At 73.2% G+C, this 17,831-nt stretch carries 16 protein-coding genes; 7 read left to right on the forward strand and 9 right to left on the reverse strand.

From position 1 onward, the window contains the following. Positions 1-9: 9 nt before the first annotated feature. Entirely contained in the window at positions 10-1,410 is a 1,401-nt protein-coding gene (gene hydA / locus ACIP64_RS32700) for a dihydropyrimidinase (protein ID WP_401593893.1), read from the reverse strand. A gap of 17 nt (positions 1,411-1,427) precedes the next feature. Continuing rightward, positions 1,428-2,270, reverse strand: a complete 843-nt coding sequence (locus ACIP64_RS32705; protein ID WP_401593896.1) for a nitrilase-related carbon-nitrogen hydrolase — start codon at positions 2,268-2,270, stop codon at positions 1,428-1,430. Positions 2,271-2,571: 301 nt separating this feature from the next. On the opposite strand from ACIP64_RS32705, the gene ACIP64_RS32710 reads away from it, so the two are divergent. Together ACIP64_RS32710 and ACIP64_RS32715 are read left to right on the forward strand one after the other, a co-directional pair. After that, positions 2,572-3,213 carry an ArsR/SmtB family transcription factor gene (locus ACIP64_RS32710; RefSeq protein WP_401593899.1) on the forward strand — a complete coding sequence of 214 codons (642 nt, stop codon included), beginning with the start codon at positions 2,572-2,574 and terminating at the stop codon, positions 3,211-3,213. Positions 3,214-3,299: 86 nt separating this feature from the next. After that, positions 3,300-4,031 (forward strand): SRPBCC domain-containing protein, encoded by a 732-nt coding sequence (locus tag ACIP64_RS32715; protein WP_401593902.1) that lies wholly within the window; start codon positions 3,300-3,302, stop codon positions 4,029-4,031. A 75-nt stretch (positions 4,032-4,106) separates the two neighbouring features. Here ACIP64_RS32715 and ACIP64_RS32720 read toward each other — a convergent pair whose 3' ends face one another. Continuing rightward, positions 4,107-6,326 carry an NADP-dependent isocitrate dehydrogenase gene (locus tag ACIP64_RS32720; RefSeq protein WP_401593905.1) on the reverse strand — a complete coding sequence of 740 codons (2,220 nt, stop codon included), beginning with the start codon at positions 6,324-6,326 and terminating at the stop codon, positions 4,107-4,109. 302 nt (positions 6,327-6,628) lie between these two features. Here ACIP64_RS32720 and ACIP64_RS32725 point away from each other — a divergent pair, with 302 nt between their 5' ends. Next, positions 6,629-8,005: an MFS transporter gene (locus ACIP64_RS32725; RefSeq protein WP_401593907.1), complete on the forward strand. Its 1,377-nt coding sequence runs from the start codon at positions 6,629-6,631 to the stop codon at positions 8,003-8,005. A gap of 115 nt (positions 8,006-8,120) precedes the next feature. Further along, complete coding sequence (locus ACIP64_RS32730) at positions 8,121-8,513, forward strand: VOC family protein (RefSeq protein ID WP_401593910.1); 393 nt, start codon at positions 8,121-8,123, stop codon at positions 8,511-8,513. Here the strand turns inward: ACIP64_RS32730 and ACIP64_RS32735 are convergent. The 3 genes from ACIP64_RS32735 to ACIP64_RS32745 all read right to left on the reverse strand — a co-directional run bounded on the left by ACIP64_RS32735 (position 8,504) and on the right by ACIP64_RS32745 (position 11,873). Then, complete coding sequence (locus tag ACIP64_RS32735; protein WP_401594029.1) at positions 8,504-10,411, reverse strand: helix-turn-helix domain-containing protein; 1,908 nt, start codon at positions 10,409-10,411, stop codon at positions 8,504-8,506. The genes ACIP64_RS32730 and ACIP64_RS32735 overlap by 10 nt on opposite strands. Before the next feature lie 96 nt (positions 10,412-10,507). Further along, a complete protein-coding gene (locus tag ACIP64_RS32740; protein ID WP_401593914.1) occupies positions 10,508-11,302 on the reverse strand; it encodes a 3-hydroxybutyrate dehydrogenase in 795 nt (264 codons plus the stop codon). An 85-nt stretch (positions 11,303-11,387) separates the two neighbouring features. After that, entirely contained in the window at positions 11,388-11,873 is a 486-nt protein-coding gene (locus tag ACIP64_RS32745) for an NUDIX hydrolase (protein WP_401593917.1), read from the reverse strand. Between the two features lie 155 nt (positions 11,874-12,028). Here ACIP64_RS32745 and ACIP64_RS32750 point away from each other — a divergent pair, with 155 nt between their 5' ends. Then, positions 12,029-13,093, forward strand: coding sequence for an O-antigen ligase family protein (locus tag ACIP64_RS32750; protein WP_401593920.1), 1,065 nt, complete (start codon positions 12,029-12,031; stop codon positions 13,091-13,093). A 39-nt stretch (positions 13,094-13,132) separates the two neighbouring features. On the opposite strand, the gene ACIP64_RS32755 is transcribed toward ACIP64_RS32750, so the two are convergent. After that, positions 13,133-13,663, reverse strand: a complete 531-nt coding sequence (locus ACIP64_RS32755; protein WP_401593923.1) for a hypothetical protein — start codon at positions 13,661-13,663, stop codon at positions 13,133-13,135. A gap of 145 nt (positions 13,664-13,808) precedes the next feature. Between ACIP64_RS32755 and ACIP64_RS32760 the strand changes: the two genes are divergently transcribed. Together ACIP64_RS32760 and ACIP64_RS32765 are read left to right on the forward strand one after the other, a co-directional pair. Beyond that, positions 13,809-14,852 (forward strand): LacI family DNA-binding transcriptional regulator, encoded by a 1,044-nt coding sequence (locus ACIP64_RS32760; protein ID WP_401593925.1) that lies wholly within the window; start codon positions 13,809-13,811, stop codon positions 14,850-14,852. Between the two features lie 45 nt (positions 14,853-14,897). Further along, a complete protein-coding gene (locus tag ACIP64_RS32765) occupies positions 14,898-16,295 on the forward strand; it encodes a GH1 family beta-glucosidase (RefSeq protein WP_401593929.1) in 1,398 nt (465 codons plus the stop codon). A gap of 57 nt (positions 16,296-16,352) precedes the next feature. Here the strand turns inward: ACIP64_RS32765 and ACIP64_RS32770 are convergent, their stop codons facing one another. Continuing rightward, entirely contained in the window at positions 16,353-16,880 is a 528-nt protein-coding gene (locus ACIP64_RS32770; protein WP_401593932.1) for a hypothetical protein, read from the reverse strand. A gap of 88 nt (positions 16,881-16,968) precedes the next feature. After that, the gene (locus tag ACIP64_RS32775; RefSeq protein WP_401593935.1) at positions 16,969-17,766 is read right to left on the reverse strand and encodes a glutamate racemase; all 798 of its coding nucleotides are present in this window, start codon (positions 17,764-17,766) and stop codon (positions 16,969-16,971) included. Positions 17,767-17,831 lie beyond the last annotated feature (65 nt).

Consider the following 17,831-nt stretch of genomic DNA (forward strand, 5'->3'; position numbering starts at 1 on the left):
TGGGTGTGGTCAGACGAGGTACTGGCAGGTCGCGCGGGTCTGGTAGCGGCCGTGGCCGGCCCGGCCCAGGTAGCGGTCCTGGTCGACGACCACGGTGCCGCGGGACAGGACGGTACGGGCCTTGCCGGTCAGGCGCTTGCCCTCGTAGGCCGAGTAGTCGACGTTCATGTGGTGGGTCGCGGCGGACACGACCTGCTCCGCCGCGGGGTCGTAGATCACGATGTCGGCGTCCGCGCCCGGCGCGATGGTGCCCTTGCGGGGGTACAGCCCGAACATCCGCGCCGGGGTGGCGCAGGCGATCTCGATCCAGCGGCGGCGGCTGATGTGGCCGTCCACCACGGCCTGGTGCAGCAGGTCCATCCGGTTCTCCACCCCCGGCAGACCATTGGGGATCTTCGAGAAGTCGCCCCGGCCCAGCTCCTTCTGCCCCACGAAGCAGAACGGGCAGTGGTCCGTCGACACCACCTGCAGATCGTTGGTGCGCAGGCCCTTCCACAGCTCGGCCTGGTGCTCCCTGGGACGCAGCGGGGTGGAGCAGACGTACTTGGCGCCCTCGAAGTCCGGCTCGGCCAGGTTGTCCGTGGACAGGAACAGATACTGCGGGCAGGTCTCGGCGAAGACGTTGAGGCCGCGGTCGCGCGCGGTGGCCAGCTCGGCGACGGCCTGCTGCGCGGAGACGTGGACGACGTAGAGCGGCGAGCCGGCGACCTCCGCGAGCCGGATGGCGCGATGGGTGGCCTCCGCCTCCAGCAACTCCCTCCGGACCTCGCCGTGGTGGCGCGGGTCGGTCTTCCCGGCGGCCAGCGCCTGCTCGACCAGTACGTCGATGGCGATGCCGTTCTCGGCGTGCATCATGATCAGGCCGCCGTTGTCGGCGCCGCGCTGCATCGCGCGCAGGATGCGGCCGTCGTCGCTGTAGAACACCCCCGGATAGGCCATGAACAGCTTGAAGGACGTGACGCCCTCGTCCACGAGGAGGTCCATTTCCTTGAGGCTGTCCTCGGTGACATCAGACATGATCATGTGGAACGCGTAGTCGACGGCGCAGTTGCCCTCGGCCTTGGCGTGCCAGGCGTCGAGCCCGGCGCGCAGCGGCTCGCCCACGGACTGCACGGCGAAGTCCACGATCGTGGTGGTCCCGCCCCACGCGGCGGCCCGCGTTCCGGTCTCGAAGGTGTCGGAGGCGAAGGTGCCGCCGAAGGGCAGCTCCATGTGCGTGTGCGCGTCGACGCCGCCCGGGATGACGTACATCCCGGTCGCGTCGATCACGGTGTCCGCTGTCCAGCCCTCGGCGACGGTGCTGCCGGCGGCGGCCAGGGCCACGATCCGCTCGTCCTCGACGAGCACGTCGGCGGGGGTCTCCTCGGCGGCGGTGACGACCAGTCCGCCGCGGATCAGGATCCGGCTCATGTCCCGCGTCCCTCCCCTCAGGCCTCGGTCAGCGGGCCGTAGGCGTCGGGACGGCGGTCCCGGTAGAAGGCCCACTGCCGGCGGACCTCCTCGATCTGCCCGAAGTCCAGGTCGCGGACGACCAGTTCCTCCTCCTTGTCGGAGGCCACGTCGCCGACGAACTGACCGCGCGGGTCGACGAAGTACGAGGTGCCGTAGAAGTCGTTGTCGCCGTACTCCTCCTGGCCGACGCGGTTGATCGCGGCCACGAAGTACTCGTTGGCGACGGCGGCGGCCGGCTGCTCCAGCTGCCAGAGGTAGGCCGACAGCCCGCGGGAGGTCGCGGAGGGGTTGTAGACCAGTTCGGCCCCGGCAAGGCCGAGGGCGCGCCAGCCCTCGGGGAAGTGCCGGTCGTAGCAGATGTAGACGCCGACCTTGCCGACCGCGGTGTCGAAGACGGGCCAGCCGAGATTGCCGGGCTTGAAGTAGAACTTCTCCCAGAAGCCCTTGACCTGCGGAATGTGGTGCTTGCGGTACTTGCCGAGGTACGAGCCGTCGGCGTCGATCACCGCTGCGGTGTTGTAGTAGAAGCCCGCCTGCTCGACCTCGTAGACCGGCACGACCATGACCAGGCCCAGCTCCTTGGCCAGCGCCTGCATGCGCCGCACGGTCGGACCGTCCGGCACGGGCTCGGCCCAGCCGTAGTGCTCCGGCTCCTGGACCTGGCAGAAGTAGGGGGCGTTGAACACCTCCTGGAACCCGATCACCTGCGCCCCCCGGGCGGCGGCCTCACGGGCGTACCGCTCGTGCAGGTCGACCATCGATTCCTTGTCGCCGGTCCACCTGGTCTGCACGAGTGCTGCGCGCACAACTCGACTCATCGGTCTTCCCTCCGACACGCGGCGATGCGCGGACCCCGGAGACGGGCTCCGGGCCGCTTGTCGGCTGACCTTAGGAGCCGGGGGGCGCGGGGTGGAGTACCACGCTGTAACGCACTGGGGGCCCGGGCGTTCCGTCGCGTCACCTGCGCGGATGCCGATCAGAGCGATGTCAGGGGTGCTCGCTCGTCCGGTGAAATCGGCGTTTCGTCACCGCCTTCGCGGTTACCGGCGGGTGTCGCGGGGAGCGCCCGACAAGGTGATGAGTCTGGACAAAAATATTGTTCGGTGAGAGTCTGGGGCCATGCTGGACGTGACCGTGATCGAGGACTCCGCGGCCGCCGCCGCCTCCCTGGACCCCGTACGGGCCCGGCTCCTGGCCGAGCTGGCCGGGGGTCCCGCGTCGGCGACCATGCTCGCCGCCCGGGTCGGGCTGCCCCGGCAGAAGGTGAACTACCACCTCAGGGCGCTGGAGACGCACGGCCTGGTGGAACTGGCCGGGGAACGCCGCAAGGGCAATGTCACCGAGCGGCTGATGCAGGCGACCGCCGCCTCGTACGTCATCTCACCGCTCGCGCTGGCCGCCGTGCAGCCCGACCCCGGCCGGTTCCGCGACCAGTTGTCCGCCCGCTGGCTGCTGGCCGTCGCCGCCCGCCTGGTGCGCGACGTCGGCACCCTGATCACCGGCGCGGCCAGGGCCCGCCAGCGGCTGGCGACCTACGCCCTGGACGGCGAGGTGCGCTTCGCGTCCGCCGCCGACCGGGCCGCCTTCGTCGAGGAGCTGACCCGCGGCGTGAGCGCGCTGATCGCCCGGTACCACGACGCGGACGCCGAGGGCGGCCGCGAGCACCGCATCGTCGTCGCGCTCCATCCCACCGTCAAGGACCCGGTGACCGCAGGGCAGTCAACGCCCGAAACCCCGCCGGCCGTCGAGGAGCAGGCGTAGGAGCCGTGCCCGCACCGCAGCGCCCCACCGCCTCCGCACACCACATCCGCCCCGCACGTCAGCGGGCACGAGGAGAGAGCACCCCCATGGGCAAGGAATTCGAGATCGTCCGCGAGTTCGAGGTCGAGGCGGCACCGGAGGAGGTCTGGGAGGCCGTCACCACCGGCTCGGCGGGCTGGCTCTGGCCCCAGGAGTTCGAGCCCCGCCAGGGCGGCGCCGCACCCTTCGGCGGCGTCCTCACCGTCTGGGACCCGCCGCACCACCTGACCGCCCGCGCGGAGTTCCCCGACGGCGTCGGGAACCAGGCCTTCAACCAGCTCGAGCACGTCATCGAGGCCCGCGGGGACGGCGGTTGCCGGGTCCGCTACGTGCACAGCGGCATCTTCGTCGACGACTGGGACACCCAGTACGACGGCGCGAGCAAGCACACCGACTTCTACCTGCACACCCTGCGTCAGTACCTGACGCACTTCGCGGGCCGCCCCGCCGCCTTCGCGACCGTCAACGGCCCCGCCGCCTCCACCGCGCCGGACGCCCTGGAAGCCGTCAGCCGCGCCCTCGGCGTACCCGACGACGCCGCAGAGGGCGCCGGTGTCCGCCTGCGGCTGCCCGGCGTGGCGGCGCCCGTGGACGCCGTCGTGGACTTCCGCAACCCGTACTTCGTCGGCGTGCGCACCACCGACGCCATGTACCGGGTCTTCGGCCGCAACCACTTCGGCGCACCGGTCGGCATCAGCGTGCACGACTTCTCGGCCGGCGCCGACGGCAAGGAAGCCGCGGAGCGCTGGCAGCGCTGGCTCGACGGCGTCTTCGCCTGACGCGCGCCGCACGAAGCGAACCGCCCCGGCTGATCCTCCAGCCGGGGCGGTTCGTTCGCGTACGTGAGGGCCGGGTCAGCCGAGGATCGCCAGAGCCTCGTTGAGCGTGGCCGACGGGCGCATGACGGCCGCGGCCTTCACGGCGTCGGGCTGGTAGTAGCCGCCGATGTCGGCCGGGGAGCCCTGGACGGCGATCAGCTCGTCGACGATCGTCTGCTCCTTGTCCGACAGCGTCTGGGCGAGCGGGGCGAAGGCCTTGGCCAGCTCCGGGTCGTCCGTCTGCCCCGCCAGCTCCTGGGCCCAGTACAGGGCCAGGTAGAAGTGGCTGCCGCGGTTGTCGATGCCGCCGAGCTTGCGGCTGGGCGACTTGTCCTCGTTGAGGAACGTGCCGGTGGCGCGGTCCAGGGTGTCGGCCAGGACCTGGGCGCGGGCGTTGCCCGTGGTGGTCGCCAGGTGCTCGAAGCTGACCGCGAGGGCCAGGAACTCGCCCAGGCTGTCCCAACGCAGGTAGTTCTCCTTGACCAGCTGCTGCACGTGCTTGGGCGCGGAGCCGCCGGCGCCGGTCTCGAACAGGCCGCCGCCGTTCATCAGCGGGACCACCGACAGCATCTTGGCGCTGGTGCCCAGCTCCAGGATCGGGAAGAGGTCGGTCAGGTAGTCGCGCAGCACGTTGCCGGTGACGGAGATCGTGTTCTCGCCGCGGCGGATGCGCTCCAGGGAGAACTTCGTCGCCTCGACCGGCGACTTGATCTCGATCTGCAGGCCCTCGGTGTCGTGCTCCGGCAGATACTGCTCGACCTTGGCGATCAGGTTCGCGTCGTGGGCGCGCTCCGCGTCCAGCCAGAACACCGCCGGGTCGCCGGTCGCACGGGCGCGGGTGACGGCGAGCTTGACCCAGTCCTTGATCGGCGCGTCCTTGGTCTGGCAGGCGCGGAAGATGTCGCCCGCGGAGACGGCCTGCTCCAGCACGACGTTGCCGGCCCGGTCGACCAGGCGGACGGTGCCGGTGTGCTGGACCTCGAAGGTCTTGTCGTGGCTGCCGTACTCCTCGGCCTTCTGCGCCATCAGGCCGACGTTCGGGACCGAGCCCATCGTCGCCGGGTCGAAGGCGCCGTGCGCGCGGCAGTCGTCGAGGACGGCCTGGTAGATGCCGGCGTAGCTGCTGTCCGGGAGCACCGCCAGGGTGTCGGCCTCCTGGCCGTCCGGGCCCCACATGTGGCCGGAGGTGCGGATCATGGCCGGCATGGAGGCGTCCACGATGACGTCGCTCGGGACGTGCAGGTTGGTGATGCCGCGGTCGGAGTCGACCATCGCCAGCGCCGGGCCCTCGGCGAGCTCGGCCTCGAAGGACGCCTTGATCTCCGCGCCCTCGGGCAGCGCCTCGACGCCCTTGAGGATGCCGCCGAGACCGTCGTTCGGGGTCAGGCCGGCGGCCGCGAAGGCCTCGCCGTACTGCGCGAAGGTCTTGGGGAAGAACGCGCGCACCACGTGGCCGAAGACGATCGGGTCGGAGACCTTCATCATCGTGGCCTTCAGGTGCACGGAGAACAGCACGCCCTCGGCCTTGGCGCGGGCGACCTGCTCGCCCAGGAACTCGCGGAGCACCGCGACCCGCATGACGGACGCGTCCACGACCTCGCCCGCGAGCACCGGGACCGACTCGCGCAGCACCGTGGTCGTGCCGTCGTCGCCCAGCAGCTCGATGCGCAGGGAGCCGTCCTCGGCGATCACCGCGGACTTCTCGGTGGACCGGAAGTCGTCACCGGTCATGTGCGCGACATTGGTCTTCGAGTCGGCCGACCACGCGCCCATGCGGTGCGGGTGCGCCTTGGCGTAGTTCTTGACGGACGCGGGGGCGCGGCGGTCGGAGTTGCCCTCGCGCAGGACCGGGTTGACGGCGCTGCCCTTGATCTTGTCGTAGCGGGCGCGGACGTCCTTGTCCTCGTCGGACTTCGCGTCGTCCGGGTAGTCCGGCAGCGCGTAGCCCTGCTCCTGAAGCTCCGCGACCGCGGCCTTCAGCTGCGGGATGGAGGCCGAGACGTTCGGCAGCTTGATGATGTTCGCCGCCGGGGTCTTCGCCAGCTCGCCGAGCTCCGCGAGGGCGTCCGGGATGCGCTGGCCCTCCTCCAGGTACTCGGGGAAGCTCGCGATGATCCGCCCGGCCAGGGAGATGTCGCGGGTCTCCACGGCGACGCCGGCCGTGGAGGCGTACGCCTGGATCACGGGCAGGAACGAGTACGTCGCCAGCGCCGGCGCCTCGTCGGTGTGCGTATAGATGATGGTCGAGTCAGTCACCGGGTGCTCCGCTCCACGTCTGCAACATTGCAACATTGCTCGACATCAAGATATCTCGTGACCGCACCCCTCTCGACGGGACCCTGCCCACGGCGGCGGCGCCCACCGCCCGGATGCCGCCACCGGACTCCCGGCGCCCCCCTGCCGGCGCATTCCCGGCCTCCCCCGCAGCCGCGCCGTGGTGCCCGCGCGCATATCCCGCACATTAACTATGGTGTCCCACCACATGGGCCGGTGACCTGCGTCTTCCTACGTTGTGCCGACACGGAAACGTCCCCGACAACCGCCTGGAAGTGGTGCACATGGCTTCCCCCGTAACCGCTCCCCCACCGCCGGCCGGCCTCCGGCGGATCGTCGCCGCGAGCCTGGTCGGCACGACCATCGAGTGGTACGACTTCTTCCTCTACGGGTCCGCCGCCGCCCTCGTCTTCAACAAGCTGTTCTTCCCCGGCTCGGATCCGCTGGTCGGCACCCTCCTGTCGTTCCTCACCTACGCGGTGGGCTTCGCCGCACGGCCCATCGGCGCGCTGGTCTTCGGGCACTACGGGGACCGCCTCGGGCGCAAGCGCCTCCTGGTGCTGAGCCTGCTGCTCATGGGCGGCGCGACCTTCTGCATCGGCCTGCTGCCGACCCACGCCACCTTGGGCTCGGCCGCTCCAGTGCTGCTCACCGCGCTGCGCCTGGTGCAGGGATTCGCGCTGGGCGGCGAGTGGGGCGGCGCGGTGCTGCTGGTGTCGGAGCACGGGGACGCCCGGCAGCGCGGCTTCTGGGCCTCCTGGCCGCAGACCGGCGCACCCGCGGGACAGCTCCTGGCCACCGGCGTGCTGTCCGCCCTGACCGCCCTGCTGTCCGACGCCGCGTTCACCTCCTGGGGCTGGCGCGTGCCCTTCCTGCTGTCCGGCGTCCTGGTGCTGGTCGGCCTGTGGATCCGGCTCTCCGTGGACGAGTCGCCGGTCTTCAAGGAGGCCCTCGCGCGCGCCGAGGCCCGCAGGACCGAGACCGCGGCAGTGGAGCGGATGCCGCTGGTCGCCGTACTGCGCGACCACTGGCGCGACGTCCTGGTGGCGATGGGCGCGCGCATGGCCGAGAACATCAGCTACTACGTGATCACCGCCTTCGTCCTGGTGTACGCGACGACGCAGGCGGGCCTGGGCAAGCAGACCGCGCTCAACGCCGTGCTCATCGGCTCCGCCGTGCACTTCGCGGTGATCCCGGCCTGGGGCGCGCTCTCGGACCGGATCGGCCGCAAGCCGGTCTACCTGCTGGGCGCCGCCGGGGTGGGCCTGTGGGCGTTCCCCTTCTTCGCCCTCATCGACACCAAGAGCTTCCCGGCGCTGCTGCTGGCCGTCACCGTCGGCCTGGTCCTGCACGGCGCCATGTACGCACCGCAGGCCGCCTTCTTCTCGGAGATGTTCGCGACCCGGATGCGCTACTCGGGCGCCTCGATCGGCGCCCAGTTCGCCTCGGTCGCGGCCGGCGCCCCGGCGCCGCTCATCGCGACGGCCCTGCTCGCCGACTACGACAGCGCCACGCCGATCGCCCTGTACGTCATCCTCGCCGCCGTCATCACCCTGGTCGCGGTCTCCGTGGCCAGGGAGACCCGCGGGCGCGACCTCGCGGCCGTGGAACCGCAGACCGCCGACGAGACGCCGCTGGCCCGGTCGGCCCCGGCCGGCTGAGGCCCCCCGGCCCGGACGTACACGCTCACGACGCTGGACCCCGCCACCGTTGTCGGTGGCGGGGTCCAGCGTCGTAGCCGTGAGTGACGGCGTGTGACACGGAGGGCGGACGGAGGTGCTGCACCATGTGGAGTCGTGGGTGCCCGACCTCGGGCGGGCGAGTGCCGAATGGGGCTGGCTGCTGGAGGAGATGCGCTACCAGCCGTACCAGGAGTGGCCCGCGGGCCGTAGTTGGCGGCTCGGGCCGGCCTATGTGGTCGTCGAGCAGTCGCCGGATCTCGTCCCCGGCCCGTACGAACGGCGCCGGACGGGGCTCAACCACCTGGCGTTCCACGTCGCGGACCGGGTCGCGCCGGACGGCCTGGTGGAGGGCGCCGCAGGCATCGGCCGGCGGCTGCTGTTCCCCGACCGGCACCCGCACGCGGGCGGGGAGGGACACTGCGCCGCCTATCTGGAGAACGATGACGGCTTCGAGGTGGAGCTGGTCGTGGCCCTGGATCAGTCCTGACCCGAGGAGAGCCGGTGCAGGCGCAGCGCGAGCTGGATCTCCAGCGCGCGGTCCGGCGACTGCCAGTCCGGGCCGAGGAGTTGGGATATCCGCTCCAGCCGCTGGGCGACGGTGTTGACGTGCACGTGGAGGGTGTCCTTGGTGCGCACCGGGCTCATGCCGCTGGAGAAGTAGGCGTCGAGGGTGCGGACGAGTTCCGTGCCCCTGCGCACGTCGTAGTCGGCGACGTTCCCGATGGTGCGGTGGACGAAGCCGTCGACGTCCCGGGCGTCGGTGAGCAGCAGGCCGAGGAAGCCGAAGTCGGCCCCCGCGGCGCCCTCTCCGGCACGGCCGAGGGCCCGCAGGGCGTCGCCGCAGCGCTGGGCCTCGGCATAGGCGAGGGCCACGGATCCCGGGCGGCCGGCCGGCGCGGCGACCGGGTTGGACGCCCCTACGGTGACGGCGGCTTGCACCGCGCTGCCGAGTTCGCGGGCGATGCGGCGCGCCGTCGACGAGGCGGACGAGGCATCGGAGTTTCCTTCGAGCGGGAGCAGCAGCACGGTGCCGCCGTCCCTGGCCGCCGCCAGGCCGCGGTGCGTTGCCGCGATGTGGGAGGCGGCGGACCACAGGCGGAGCCGGTCGGCGCTGCCGTCGGTCTCGCCGTCGATGCGCGCGGCCAGCACGATGTGCGGGGCGTCCAGGTCGGCGCGGAGCCGTCCGGCGCGCTCGCGCAGCAGGCGGGGGTCGCGGTGCGGGGCGTCGAGCAGGTCGTCCAGTAGTTCGCCGCGGAAGCGCTGTTCGGCCTCGGCGGCGTTGCGGCGGGCGAGCAGCAGCAGGGAGGTGACCATCGCGGCCCGCTCCAGGGTGCGTTGGTCGACGGGACCGAGTTCCGGGTGGCCCCGCAGGAGCAGCGCGCCCAGGAGTTCACCGCCCGCGGTGACGGCGGCGGTCCAGGTGCCGCCCTGGCGGACGGCGCGGCCGTCCTTGCGGGATCGCGCGACGGCGTCGGCCAGTTCGCCGGGGACGGGCTCGTGGTCGTGGCCCACCACGCGGACCGTTCCGGCGAGCACATGGGAGACCGCGTCGGCGACGTCGTCGACGCCCCCGCCGCGCAGCACGAGTTCCGTCAGCCGGTCGTGCACCTCCGAGGCCCGCTCCAGCGCCGCACTGTGGGTGCGGATGGTCTCGTTCGCCGCGCCCAGGTCGGCGAGGGCCGAGCGCGTCTCCTCAAGGAGGTTGGCCGTGTCGATGGCGACGGCCGCGAGCGAGGCGAGCGAGGCCAGCAGGGCGATCTGCTCCCGCTCGAAGACCCGGGCCCGCCGGTCGGCCGCGTACAGCACGCCGATGACCCCGGTCCCCAGCACAAGGGGCACGCCGAGGATCGCGACCAGGCCCTCGTCGTGCACCGCGGAGTCGATCGGGGAGGTGTGGCAGAAGCGTTCGTCGTCGAAGTAGGACTCGGTGACGTAGGGCATGGCGGTCTGGGCGACCAGCCCGCCGAGCCCCTCCCCCATGCCGAGCCGGACACGCTGGAAGCGCGCGGAGACCGAACCCTCGGTGACCCGCATGTAGGTGTCGCCGGCCTTGCGGTCGATCAGGCTCAGATAGGCCACGTCCGTGCCGAGCAGGGAGCGCGCCCGGTGCACGATGGCCTGCAGCACGGAGTCCAGGTCGCGCAGCCCCGCGAGGTCGCCGGCCGTCTCGAAGAGCGCCGACAGCTCGGCCTCGCGCCTTCGTCGGCCCTCCAGTTCGGCCCGCACCCGCAACGCCAGCAGCTTGGCCTGCTCCAGCTCGGCGAGCGCGGTGGGCGCGGCCCCCTCGGCCCGCGCGGCCAGGACCGGGCGCTCGTACTCCTCCACCGGGGCACCACGGGCCAGCAGCCGCAGGTACGGCGCGTCGGCGGGTCCGTACGGAGGCATGGGGCCGCTGGTGTCCTCGTGGTCGTCCCGGGCGGAGGAGTCGTGGTGGCCGGAGAGGTCGTCGTGGTCGGGCACGGTGTCAGGGATACCGGCAGATCAATGTGCCGTCCATCCGCCGTCCATGGTCAATGAGGCGCCGGTGACGAAGGAGGCCTGCGGGGAGCACAGATAGGCGGCCATCTCGGCGACCTCCTCGGGCTCCACCAGCCGCTTCACAGCGGAGTCCGCGAGCAGGATCTCGCCGACCACCCGCTCGGGGGCGATGCCGTGCGCGGCCGCCTGGTCGGCGATCTGCCGCTCCACCAGCGGAGTGCGCACATAGCCGGGGCACACGCAGTTGGAGGTCACCCCATGTGCGGCACCTTCGAGCGCGGCGGTCTTCGAGAGGCCTTCGAGACCGTGCTTGGCCGCCACATAGGCGCTCTTGAACGGCGAGGCGCGCAATCCGTGCACCGAGGAGATGTTCACGACGCGGCCCCAGCCCTGCCCGTACATGTGCGGCAGCGCGCCGCGCAGGAGCCGGAACGGGGCCTCCAGCATCACCCGCAGCACAGTGGAGAAGACCTCCGGCGGGAAGTCCTCGATGGGCCGCACCAGTTGGAGCCCCGCGTTGTTGACGAGGATGTCGGTGCCGGCGGCGGCGTGCTCGGCGGCGTCGAGGTCGGTGAGGTCCAAGGTGAGCGCCTCGACCGCACCGGGGCGGCCGTCGGCCGCGGCACGTTCGACGAGGGCCGCCAGGCCCTCGGCGTCGCGGTCCACGGCACGTACCTTGGCGCCCGCGGCGGCCAGCCGCAGCACACATGCGCGGCCGATGCCGCCCGCGGCGCCGGTGACGAGAGCGGTGCGGCCGCCCAGGTCGGGGACGCCCGGCTGGGAGGTGGAGTCCGTCATGGCCACGAGGCTAGGCAACGACGGCGCCCGCACCGATGTGGGCAACGCCCACAGTCGCGTACGGGCTGGTGGGCGCACCCCACACTCACTCTTCCGGCGGCCCCGCGGGCTCGAACCAGGTGGGCCCGTCGCTGCGCGCGTGCTTGAGGCGCAACTGGCCGTGCCCTCCGAGATCGGGCAGCCCGTCCACGTCGAACCAGCCGACCTCCAGCGACTCGTCGTCCGCCACGTGGGCCCGGCCGCCGACCGCACGGCAGCGCAAGGTGATGTCGACGTACTGGCAGCGGTCGCCGTTGGGGTAGCGCACCGGCTTGATCGTCTGCACCAGGACGACGCGTTCGGCCACCGCCAGGACGCCGGTCTCCTCCAGCACCTCCCGGACGGCGGTCTCGGCGGGCTGCTCACCGGGTTCGCTGATGCCGCCGATCAGGGACCAGCGTCCGTTGTCGGCACGGCGGTTGAGCAGGACGCGATTGTCGTCGTCGAAGACGACCGCCGTGACACCGGGCAGCAGCAGCTGCCGGTGGCCGACGAGGGCGCGCAGCTCGCGGAGGAATTCGGGAATCGGCACGCCTCGAGCCTACGTGCTCGCGTGGATCATGTCCGCCGTGCCGGCCCGGACGCCGCGAGCGCCCCGGTGTTACCGCGCGACATATCCACACCACCACATCACAGCGGTTACCGTGACCCCCGGGGCCCGCGCGGGGTGGCGTCAGGGGGTTCGGGATGAGGACGACAACGGGCGACGCGGCCGGCATCACCGGCGACGCCCCGCCCGACAGCCCGCGACCGGGGCGCACCGACGCCGTCGGCGCGGCACTCCTGGTCACGAGCACGGTGTGGGCGCTGGTCTCGGCGATCGGCCGTCCCGCGCGTCCCGAGGGCTTCCTGCTCGCGGTCCTCGCGGTCGCCGCCGGGTTCGCGGCCGGACGGATCGGCGGGGCCCTGCGGCCGGTCTTCGTGCCCGCCGCGGCGGCCGCGGGCGCGATCGCGCTCACCTTGCTGCCGCCCGGACGCCTGTCGCACGGACCGCACACCCCGCCGCTGGGGTACGCCAATGCCGACGCCGCCCTCATGGTGCTGGCGACCGGCGCCGCGTGCTGCGCCGCCTGGGCCTCCCGCCCGGGCCTTGTGCGGCTCGGGCTGCGGCTGCTCGGCGTGCTGGCGGCCCTGATCGCCCTCGGGCTGGGCTCCGCGGCGGGCTTCGCCGCCTCGCTCGGCGTGCTCCTGTGCTCCCTGGCCGCCGACCGCACGCCGCGGCTGATCGGGCTCGCAGGACTGGCGCTGGCCACCTGCGTGGCCGTCGGCGGCACGTACGCGGTCGCCGTGGACGCCCTGCCGCCGGGCCTGTCCGCGTCCCTGTCCGGCCAGCTCACGCCCGCACGCGTCAGGCTCTGGCACGAGGCCCTGCACACCGCGGCGACCAGCCCGGTGCGCGGGATCGGTCCCGGACGGTTCGCGGAGGTGGAGGACGCCGGCGGGGAGCCGGCGGCGGACAACCCGGCCGGCAGCGGCAAGCCCCAGTCGGCCCCGCTCCAACTCGCCGCGGAGCAGGGTGTCCCCGGCGTCGCGCTCCTCGCCGGCTGCTACGTCTGGCTCCTGTGGGCCCTGCACCGCTCACCGCGCGGCACACCCGTCGTCCTCACGGCGGCGGCCGCGCTGACGGGCCTGGCCATGCAGTCCGCCGTCGACCACGTCCTCAGCTACGCCGCCGTCACCGCCGGTGCGGGCCTGCTGGCTGGACTCGCCACCTCGCGTCCCACCCGCGACGGGCCCCCGTCAGGCCGCTGACGGCCCTCGATGCCGCCGCCCGTCGCGACCGGCACCGGCTCACGCCGACGACGGCCCCCGCGGCGGGCCGAAGAGGACGTCGCGGATCTCCTCGGCCTTCAGATTGCCGCTGAGCCGCAGCTCCGCGCGCAGCGCCGCGACGAGTTCGGACAGGCGCCGCTGGGCCACGGGACCGGAGCCGACGAAGCCGCCGTCCCGCTCGATCGCGGCGAGTATCCGGCCTGCCTCCGCGTTGCCGTAGGTCGCCAGGCGGGCCTTCGCGGAGGAAACGAGCACCAGGGACTCGGTGATCCGGTCCTCCAGCTCGGCCGCCCGTGCGGCCGTCACGGCGGGTCCCGCTCCGTAGAGGCGGCCGCGGTACTGGGCGTTCTCCGCGATGCCGCGCATGAAGTCGACCAGTGCGTCGCCCGCGCGCTCGGCCCGCTGGCGGCGGCTCTCGTTGTGACGGGCATGGACCGCGTTGACCGAGGCGAGCACCACACCCGCGGCGAAGCCGATCAGCGCGATGACCGATTCCGCCGCGATGTCCGTGTCCCCGGCCGCCGACCACATCATGATCCCGCCCCCCATGGCCTGATACGTCCCACTCTAGGCGGACGACGGTCCCACGGACAGACACTTGCCGCGGGTCCCGGCGGCGGCCTACCATCGTGATGTTGTCGAATCGATTCGATGCATGGATTCGCTCCACCGATCCACCGCCGGAAGGAACCGCATGGCCACGATCAAGGACGTCGCGGAGCGCGCGGGGGTCGCGCCGAGCACCGTGTCGTACGTCCTGAGCGGGTCCCGCAAGATCTCCGAGGACACGCGCCGCGCGGTGCGTCAGGCGATCGACGAACTGGGGTACCACCCGCGGGCGAGCGCGCGGACGCTGCGCAGCACGCGCACGCAGGTCCTCGCCCTCGCACTGCCCCGGGTCGCCGGGGGCTACCGGGCGGTCGACGGGCGGTTCGCCATCGGCATCAGCGACGCGGCCCGGGCGCACGGCTACGACGTCCTGCTGACGACGGCGCGGGAGGGCGTCCCGGGGCTGCGCCGGATCGCGGGCAGCCGGCAGGCCGACGCCGCGATCCTGATGGCGGTCGAGATGGAGGACCCCCGCATCGAGGCGCTGCGCGAACTCTCCTTCCCCACCGCCCTGCTGGGACGTTCGGCCGACGACCGGGAGCCCTGGACCGATCTGGACTGGGAGGCCGCGACCGCCCTGGCGGTGCGCACGGCCGTGGCGGCCGGGCACCGCGACGTGGCGTTCCTGGCCACCACCGACCACGAACTCCGGGCCCGGCGCGGCTACGCGGTCCGCGGCGTCGCCGGCGCCCGCCGGGCCGCGGCCGGGACCGGCGCGGACGTCGCGGTCCGCGAGTCGACCGGCGACATCCCGCGGCTGCCGCAGGTGCTCCGTGCCCTGCTCTGCGGCGAACGCCCGCCGACCGCGCTGGTCGTGCAGCATGTCGCCGCCTTGCCGCACATCCTGGCCGCCGTCACCGCCGAGGGGCTGCGCGTCCCCGAGGACCTGTCGGTCGTGGCGGTCGGCAACCTCCCGGACGACGTCGGAGGACGCGAACTGCCGCGCGTCGAACTGCCCGTGGAGGAGATGTCCGCCGAGGTCGTCCGCCTGGCCGTGGAGGCGATCGACGCCCGTGCGCAGGGCGTCCCGCCCGGTCCCGCCGCCGCTTCGCGGCTGATCGCCCCCGTCCTGCTGGCGCCGGAGCGCGTCGCGCCTCCCCGCCCGCGGCCGCGCCCCGCCCGGCCGTGAACCGCACGCACCCCCATCCGCACCGAGCCGAGGGAGCCCCTTCCCATGCCCGCCGAACTCCCGTCCTTCCCGCCCGGATTCCTCTTCGGCGCCGCGACCGCGGCCTACCAGATCGAGGGCGCCCACAACGAGGACGGCCGCGGGCCGTCCATCTGGGACACCTTCAGCCACACCCCCGGCAACACCGCGGACGGCGCCACCGGTGACATCGCCTGCGACCACTACCACCGCCACGCCGAGGACGTCGCGCTCCTCAAGGGCCTCGGCGTCGGCTCCTACCGCTTCTCCGTCGCCTGGTCGCGCGTACTGCCGGACGGCCGGGGCCCGGTCAACTCCAAGGGCCTGGACTTCTACGACCGCCTCACCGACGACCTGCTCGCCGCCGGCATCTCCCCCGCCGTCACGCTCTACCACTGGGACCTGCCCCAGGCCCTGGAGGACGAGGGCGGTTGGCGCAGCCGCGCGACCGCCGAGCACTTCGCCGCCTACGCGGCCGTCGTCGCCGAACGGCTCGGGGACCGCGTCGGCCGCTGGATCACCCTCAACGAGCCCTACTGCTCGGCGTTCGTCGGCTACGCCGAGGGCCGGCACGCCCCCGGCGCCCGCGAGGGCACGGGCGCGCTCGCCGCCGCCCACCACCTGCTGCTCGGCCACGGCCTCGCGGTGCCGGCCCTGCGCGCGGCGGGAGCGCGCGAGATCGGCATCACCCTCAACCTCGACCGCATCGAGGCCGCGAGCGACTCCGCCGCCGACCGGGGCGCGCTGAGCCGGGCCGTCACCCTGCACAACGACACATGGACGGAGCCGCTGTTCGCCGGCCGCTACCCGGCGGGCGAGACCGCGACGTGGGGCGCGCTCGCCGACGGCTCGTACCGCCGCGAGGGCGACCTCCAGGTCATCGGCGCCCCCCTGGACTTCGTGGGCCTGAACTTCTACCGCCCGCTCACCGTCGAGGACGCCCCGCACCGCGAGGCCGACCCGGCGCGGCGCACCGCGGTCGACATCGGCGTGCGGGAGACCGATCCGTACGGGACGCGGCACACCACCATGGGCTGGCCGGTCGTGCCGGAGGCGTTCACGGCGCTCCTGCTGGAACTGCGCGACCGCTACCCGTCGCTGCCGCCCGTCCTGATCACGGAGAACGGTTCCGCCGAGGCCGATGTCCGCTCCGCCGACGGCGGAGTCGACGACCCGGACCGGGTGGCGTACCTGCGCGACCACCTCCACGCGCTCGCCGCTGCTATCGACGCGGGCGTGGACGTGCGCGGCTACTACGTCTGGTCGCTGCTGGACAACTTCGAGTGGGCCCGCGGGTACGGTCAGCGCTTCGGCATCGTCCACGTCGACTACGGCAACGGGGCCGAGCGGACTCCCAAGTCGAGTTACGCCTGGTACCGCGACCTGATCGCCGCCCACCGCGCGGGGACCGGGCAGCGGTCCTGACGCGCGGCGGCCCGCGCTGGGCCACCCGGGTGAACCCGTGGGCGGGCGGCCGCCCGCCTACGGGCGCAGGCCCAGCCGGGTGCGGATGGCCCGGACGGCGCCCTCGGCGTCGTCCACGGTGACGGTGAAGTGCCGCCCGTTGCCCAGGTCGATCACGACACCGGGGCCGCGCCGGACGACCACCGCCGTGCCCTGCTCAGGGCGCCAGCGGTACCCCCAGCCGCCCCAGTGCCGCGGGCTCACCAGGGGCGCGAGGTGGGCGTCGTTGATCTCGTGCCACGGGATGCTGCGGCGCGGCACGCCGATGTGGCCGCAGCGCACCTGGAGTCCGTCCCGGTCCACCTTCACGCGCACATGGGTGAAGGCGATGGTGCCGAACAGCACCAGGAGCCCGGCCGCGATGCAGCCGACCACCGACATGATCAGCGGCGCGACGCCCGAGGTGTAGGCGGAGTCCACGGCGAGTTCGATGCCCAGCGCCATGCAGGCAGCGCCCACGCCCGCCAGCAGCCACTGGAAACGGTTGCTGGCGTGGCCCGTCCACACCTGGGGTGTACGCGCGTCGTCACGCTGCGCGTCCGTCATGTGAGCAGGGTACTCATCCGCGGGGCGGATGGCAGCCGTGCGAACGGGACCGGTGGCGGTGGACCGTCAGTGGAGCCTCATAGGCCCCTCAGAGGACAGGAGCCGTGCCCGGGGCGGCGGACGCGGCGGTCTCCGCGAGGAAGCGTCCCTCCGGGTAGGCCAGGGCCTGCGGCGTGATCGCGCCAGGCCGGCCGCTCAGAATGACCGCGAGGCCGCCGGTCGGTGCGTTGTCCGGGGCGGGCGCCGCTCCGATCCGCCGCAGGGTCTGCGCGGCGACGGCGTCCGCGGAACCGAGCAGCGGGGCCGTGGTGCCCAGCGCCGCCCGGATGCGGTCGGCGACGAGCTCGTAGTGGGTGCAGCCGAGCACGACGGCCTCGGCGTCGGCAGGGGTGAGCGCCGCCGCGGCGGCGATCGCGGCGGCCGTGGCGGCCTCGTCGGCCCGGTCGACGGCGTCGGCGAGACCGGGGCAGGGCACCTCGGTGACGGTCGCGCCGTTGCCGAAGTCCCGGATCAGGTCGCGCTGGTAGCGGCTGCCGGTGGTCGCCGGGGTCGCCCAGATCGCGACGGTGCGGGCCCCGGCTGCGGCGGGCTTGATCGCGGGCACGGTGCCGATGACCGGGATGGCGGGCTCCAGCTCGGCGCGGAGCGCGGGCAGCGCGTGGACGGTCGCGGTGTTGCAGGCGACGATCAGCGCCTCGGGGCCGTGCGCCGCGGCGGCGCGGGCGCAGGCCAGCGCGTGCTCGGTGACGTCCTCGGGAGTACGCGGGCCCCAGGGCATGCCGTCGGGGTCGCAGGAGAGCACGAGGTCCGCGTCGGGCCGCATCCGGCGGAGCGCGGCGGCCGCTGCGAGCAGCCCGATTCCGGAGTCCAACAGCGCGATCTTCACGGGTCACCACTTTACGTGATCCGATTGTCGGCCCGGCGGCCCGGCGGCCCGGCGGCCCGGCGGCC

Origin of the sequence: Streptomyces sp. NPDC088733 (assembly GCF_044751185.1) — a bacterium.
Lineage (GTDB): Bacteria > Actinomycetota > Actinomycetes > Streptomycetales > Streptomycetaceae > Actinacidiphila.

Bases quoted from the DNA above. Each gene is read 5' to 3' on its own strand.
- hydA (WP_401593893.1), bottom strand. From the start codon at position 1,410: ATGAGCCGGATCCTGATCCGCGGCGGACTGGTCGTCACCGCCGCCGAG.
- ACIP64_RS32705 (WP_401593896.1), bottom strand. From the start codon at position 2,270: ATGAGTCGAGTTGTGCGCGCAGCACTCGTGCAGACCAGGTGGACCGGC.
- ACIP64_RS32710 (WP_401593899.1), top strand. From the start codon at position 2,572: ATGCTGGACGTGACCGTGATCGAGGACTCCGCGGCCGCCGCCGCCTCC.
- ACIP64_RS32715 (WP_401593902.1), top strand. From the start codon at position 3,300: ATGGGCAAGGAATTCGAGATCGTCCGCGAGTTCGAGGTCGAGGCGGCA.
- ACIP64_RS32725 (WP_401593907.1), top strand. From the start codon at position 6,629: ATGGCTTCCCCCGTAACCGCTCCCCCACCGCCGGCCGGCCTCCGGCGG.
- ACIP64_RS32735 (WP_401594029.1), bottom strand. From the start codon at position 10,411: ATGCCTCCGTACGGACCCGCCGACGCGCCGTACCTGCGGCTGCTGGCC.
- ACIP64_RS32740 (WP_401593914.1), bottom strand. From the start codon at position 11,302: ATGACGGACTCCACCTCCCAGCCGGGCGTCCCCGACCTGGGCGGCCGC.
- ACIP64_RS32750 (WP_401593920.1), top strand. From the start codon at position 12,029: ATGAGGACGACAACGGGCGACGCGGCCGGCATCACCGGCGACGCCCCG.
- ACIP64_RS32755 (WP_401593923.1), bottom strand. From the start codon at position 13,663: ATGGGGGGCGGGATCATGATGTGGTCGGCGGCCGGGGACACGGACATC.
- ACIP64_RS32760 (WP_401593925.1), top strand. From the start codon at position 13,809: ATGGCCACGATCAAGGACGTCGCGGAGCGCGCGGGGGTCGCGCCGAGC.
- ACIP64_RS32765 (WP_401593929.1), top strand. From the start codon at position 14,898: ATGCCCGCCGAACTCCCGTCCTTCCCGCCCGGATTCCTCTTCGGCGCC.
- ACIP64_RS32770 (WP_401593932.1), bottom strand. From the start codon at position 16,880: ATGACGGACGCGCAGCGTGACGACGCGCGTACACCCCAGGTGTGGACG.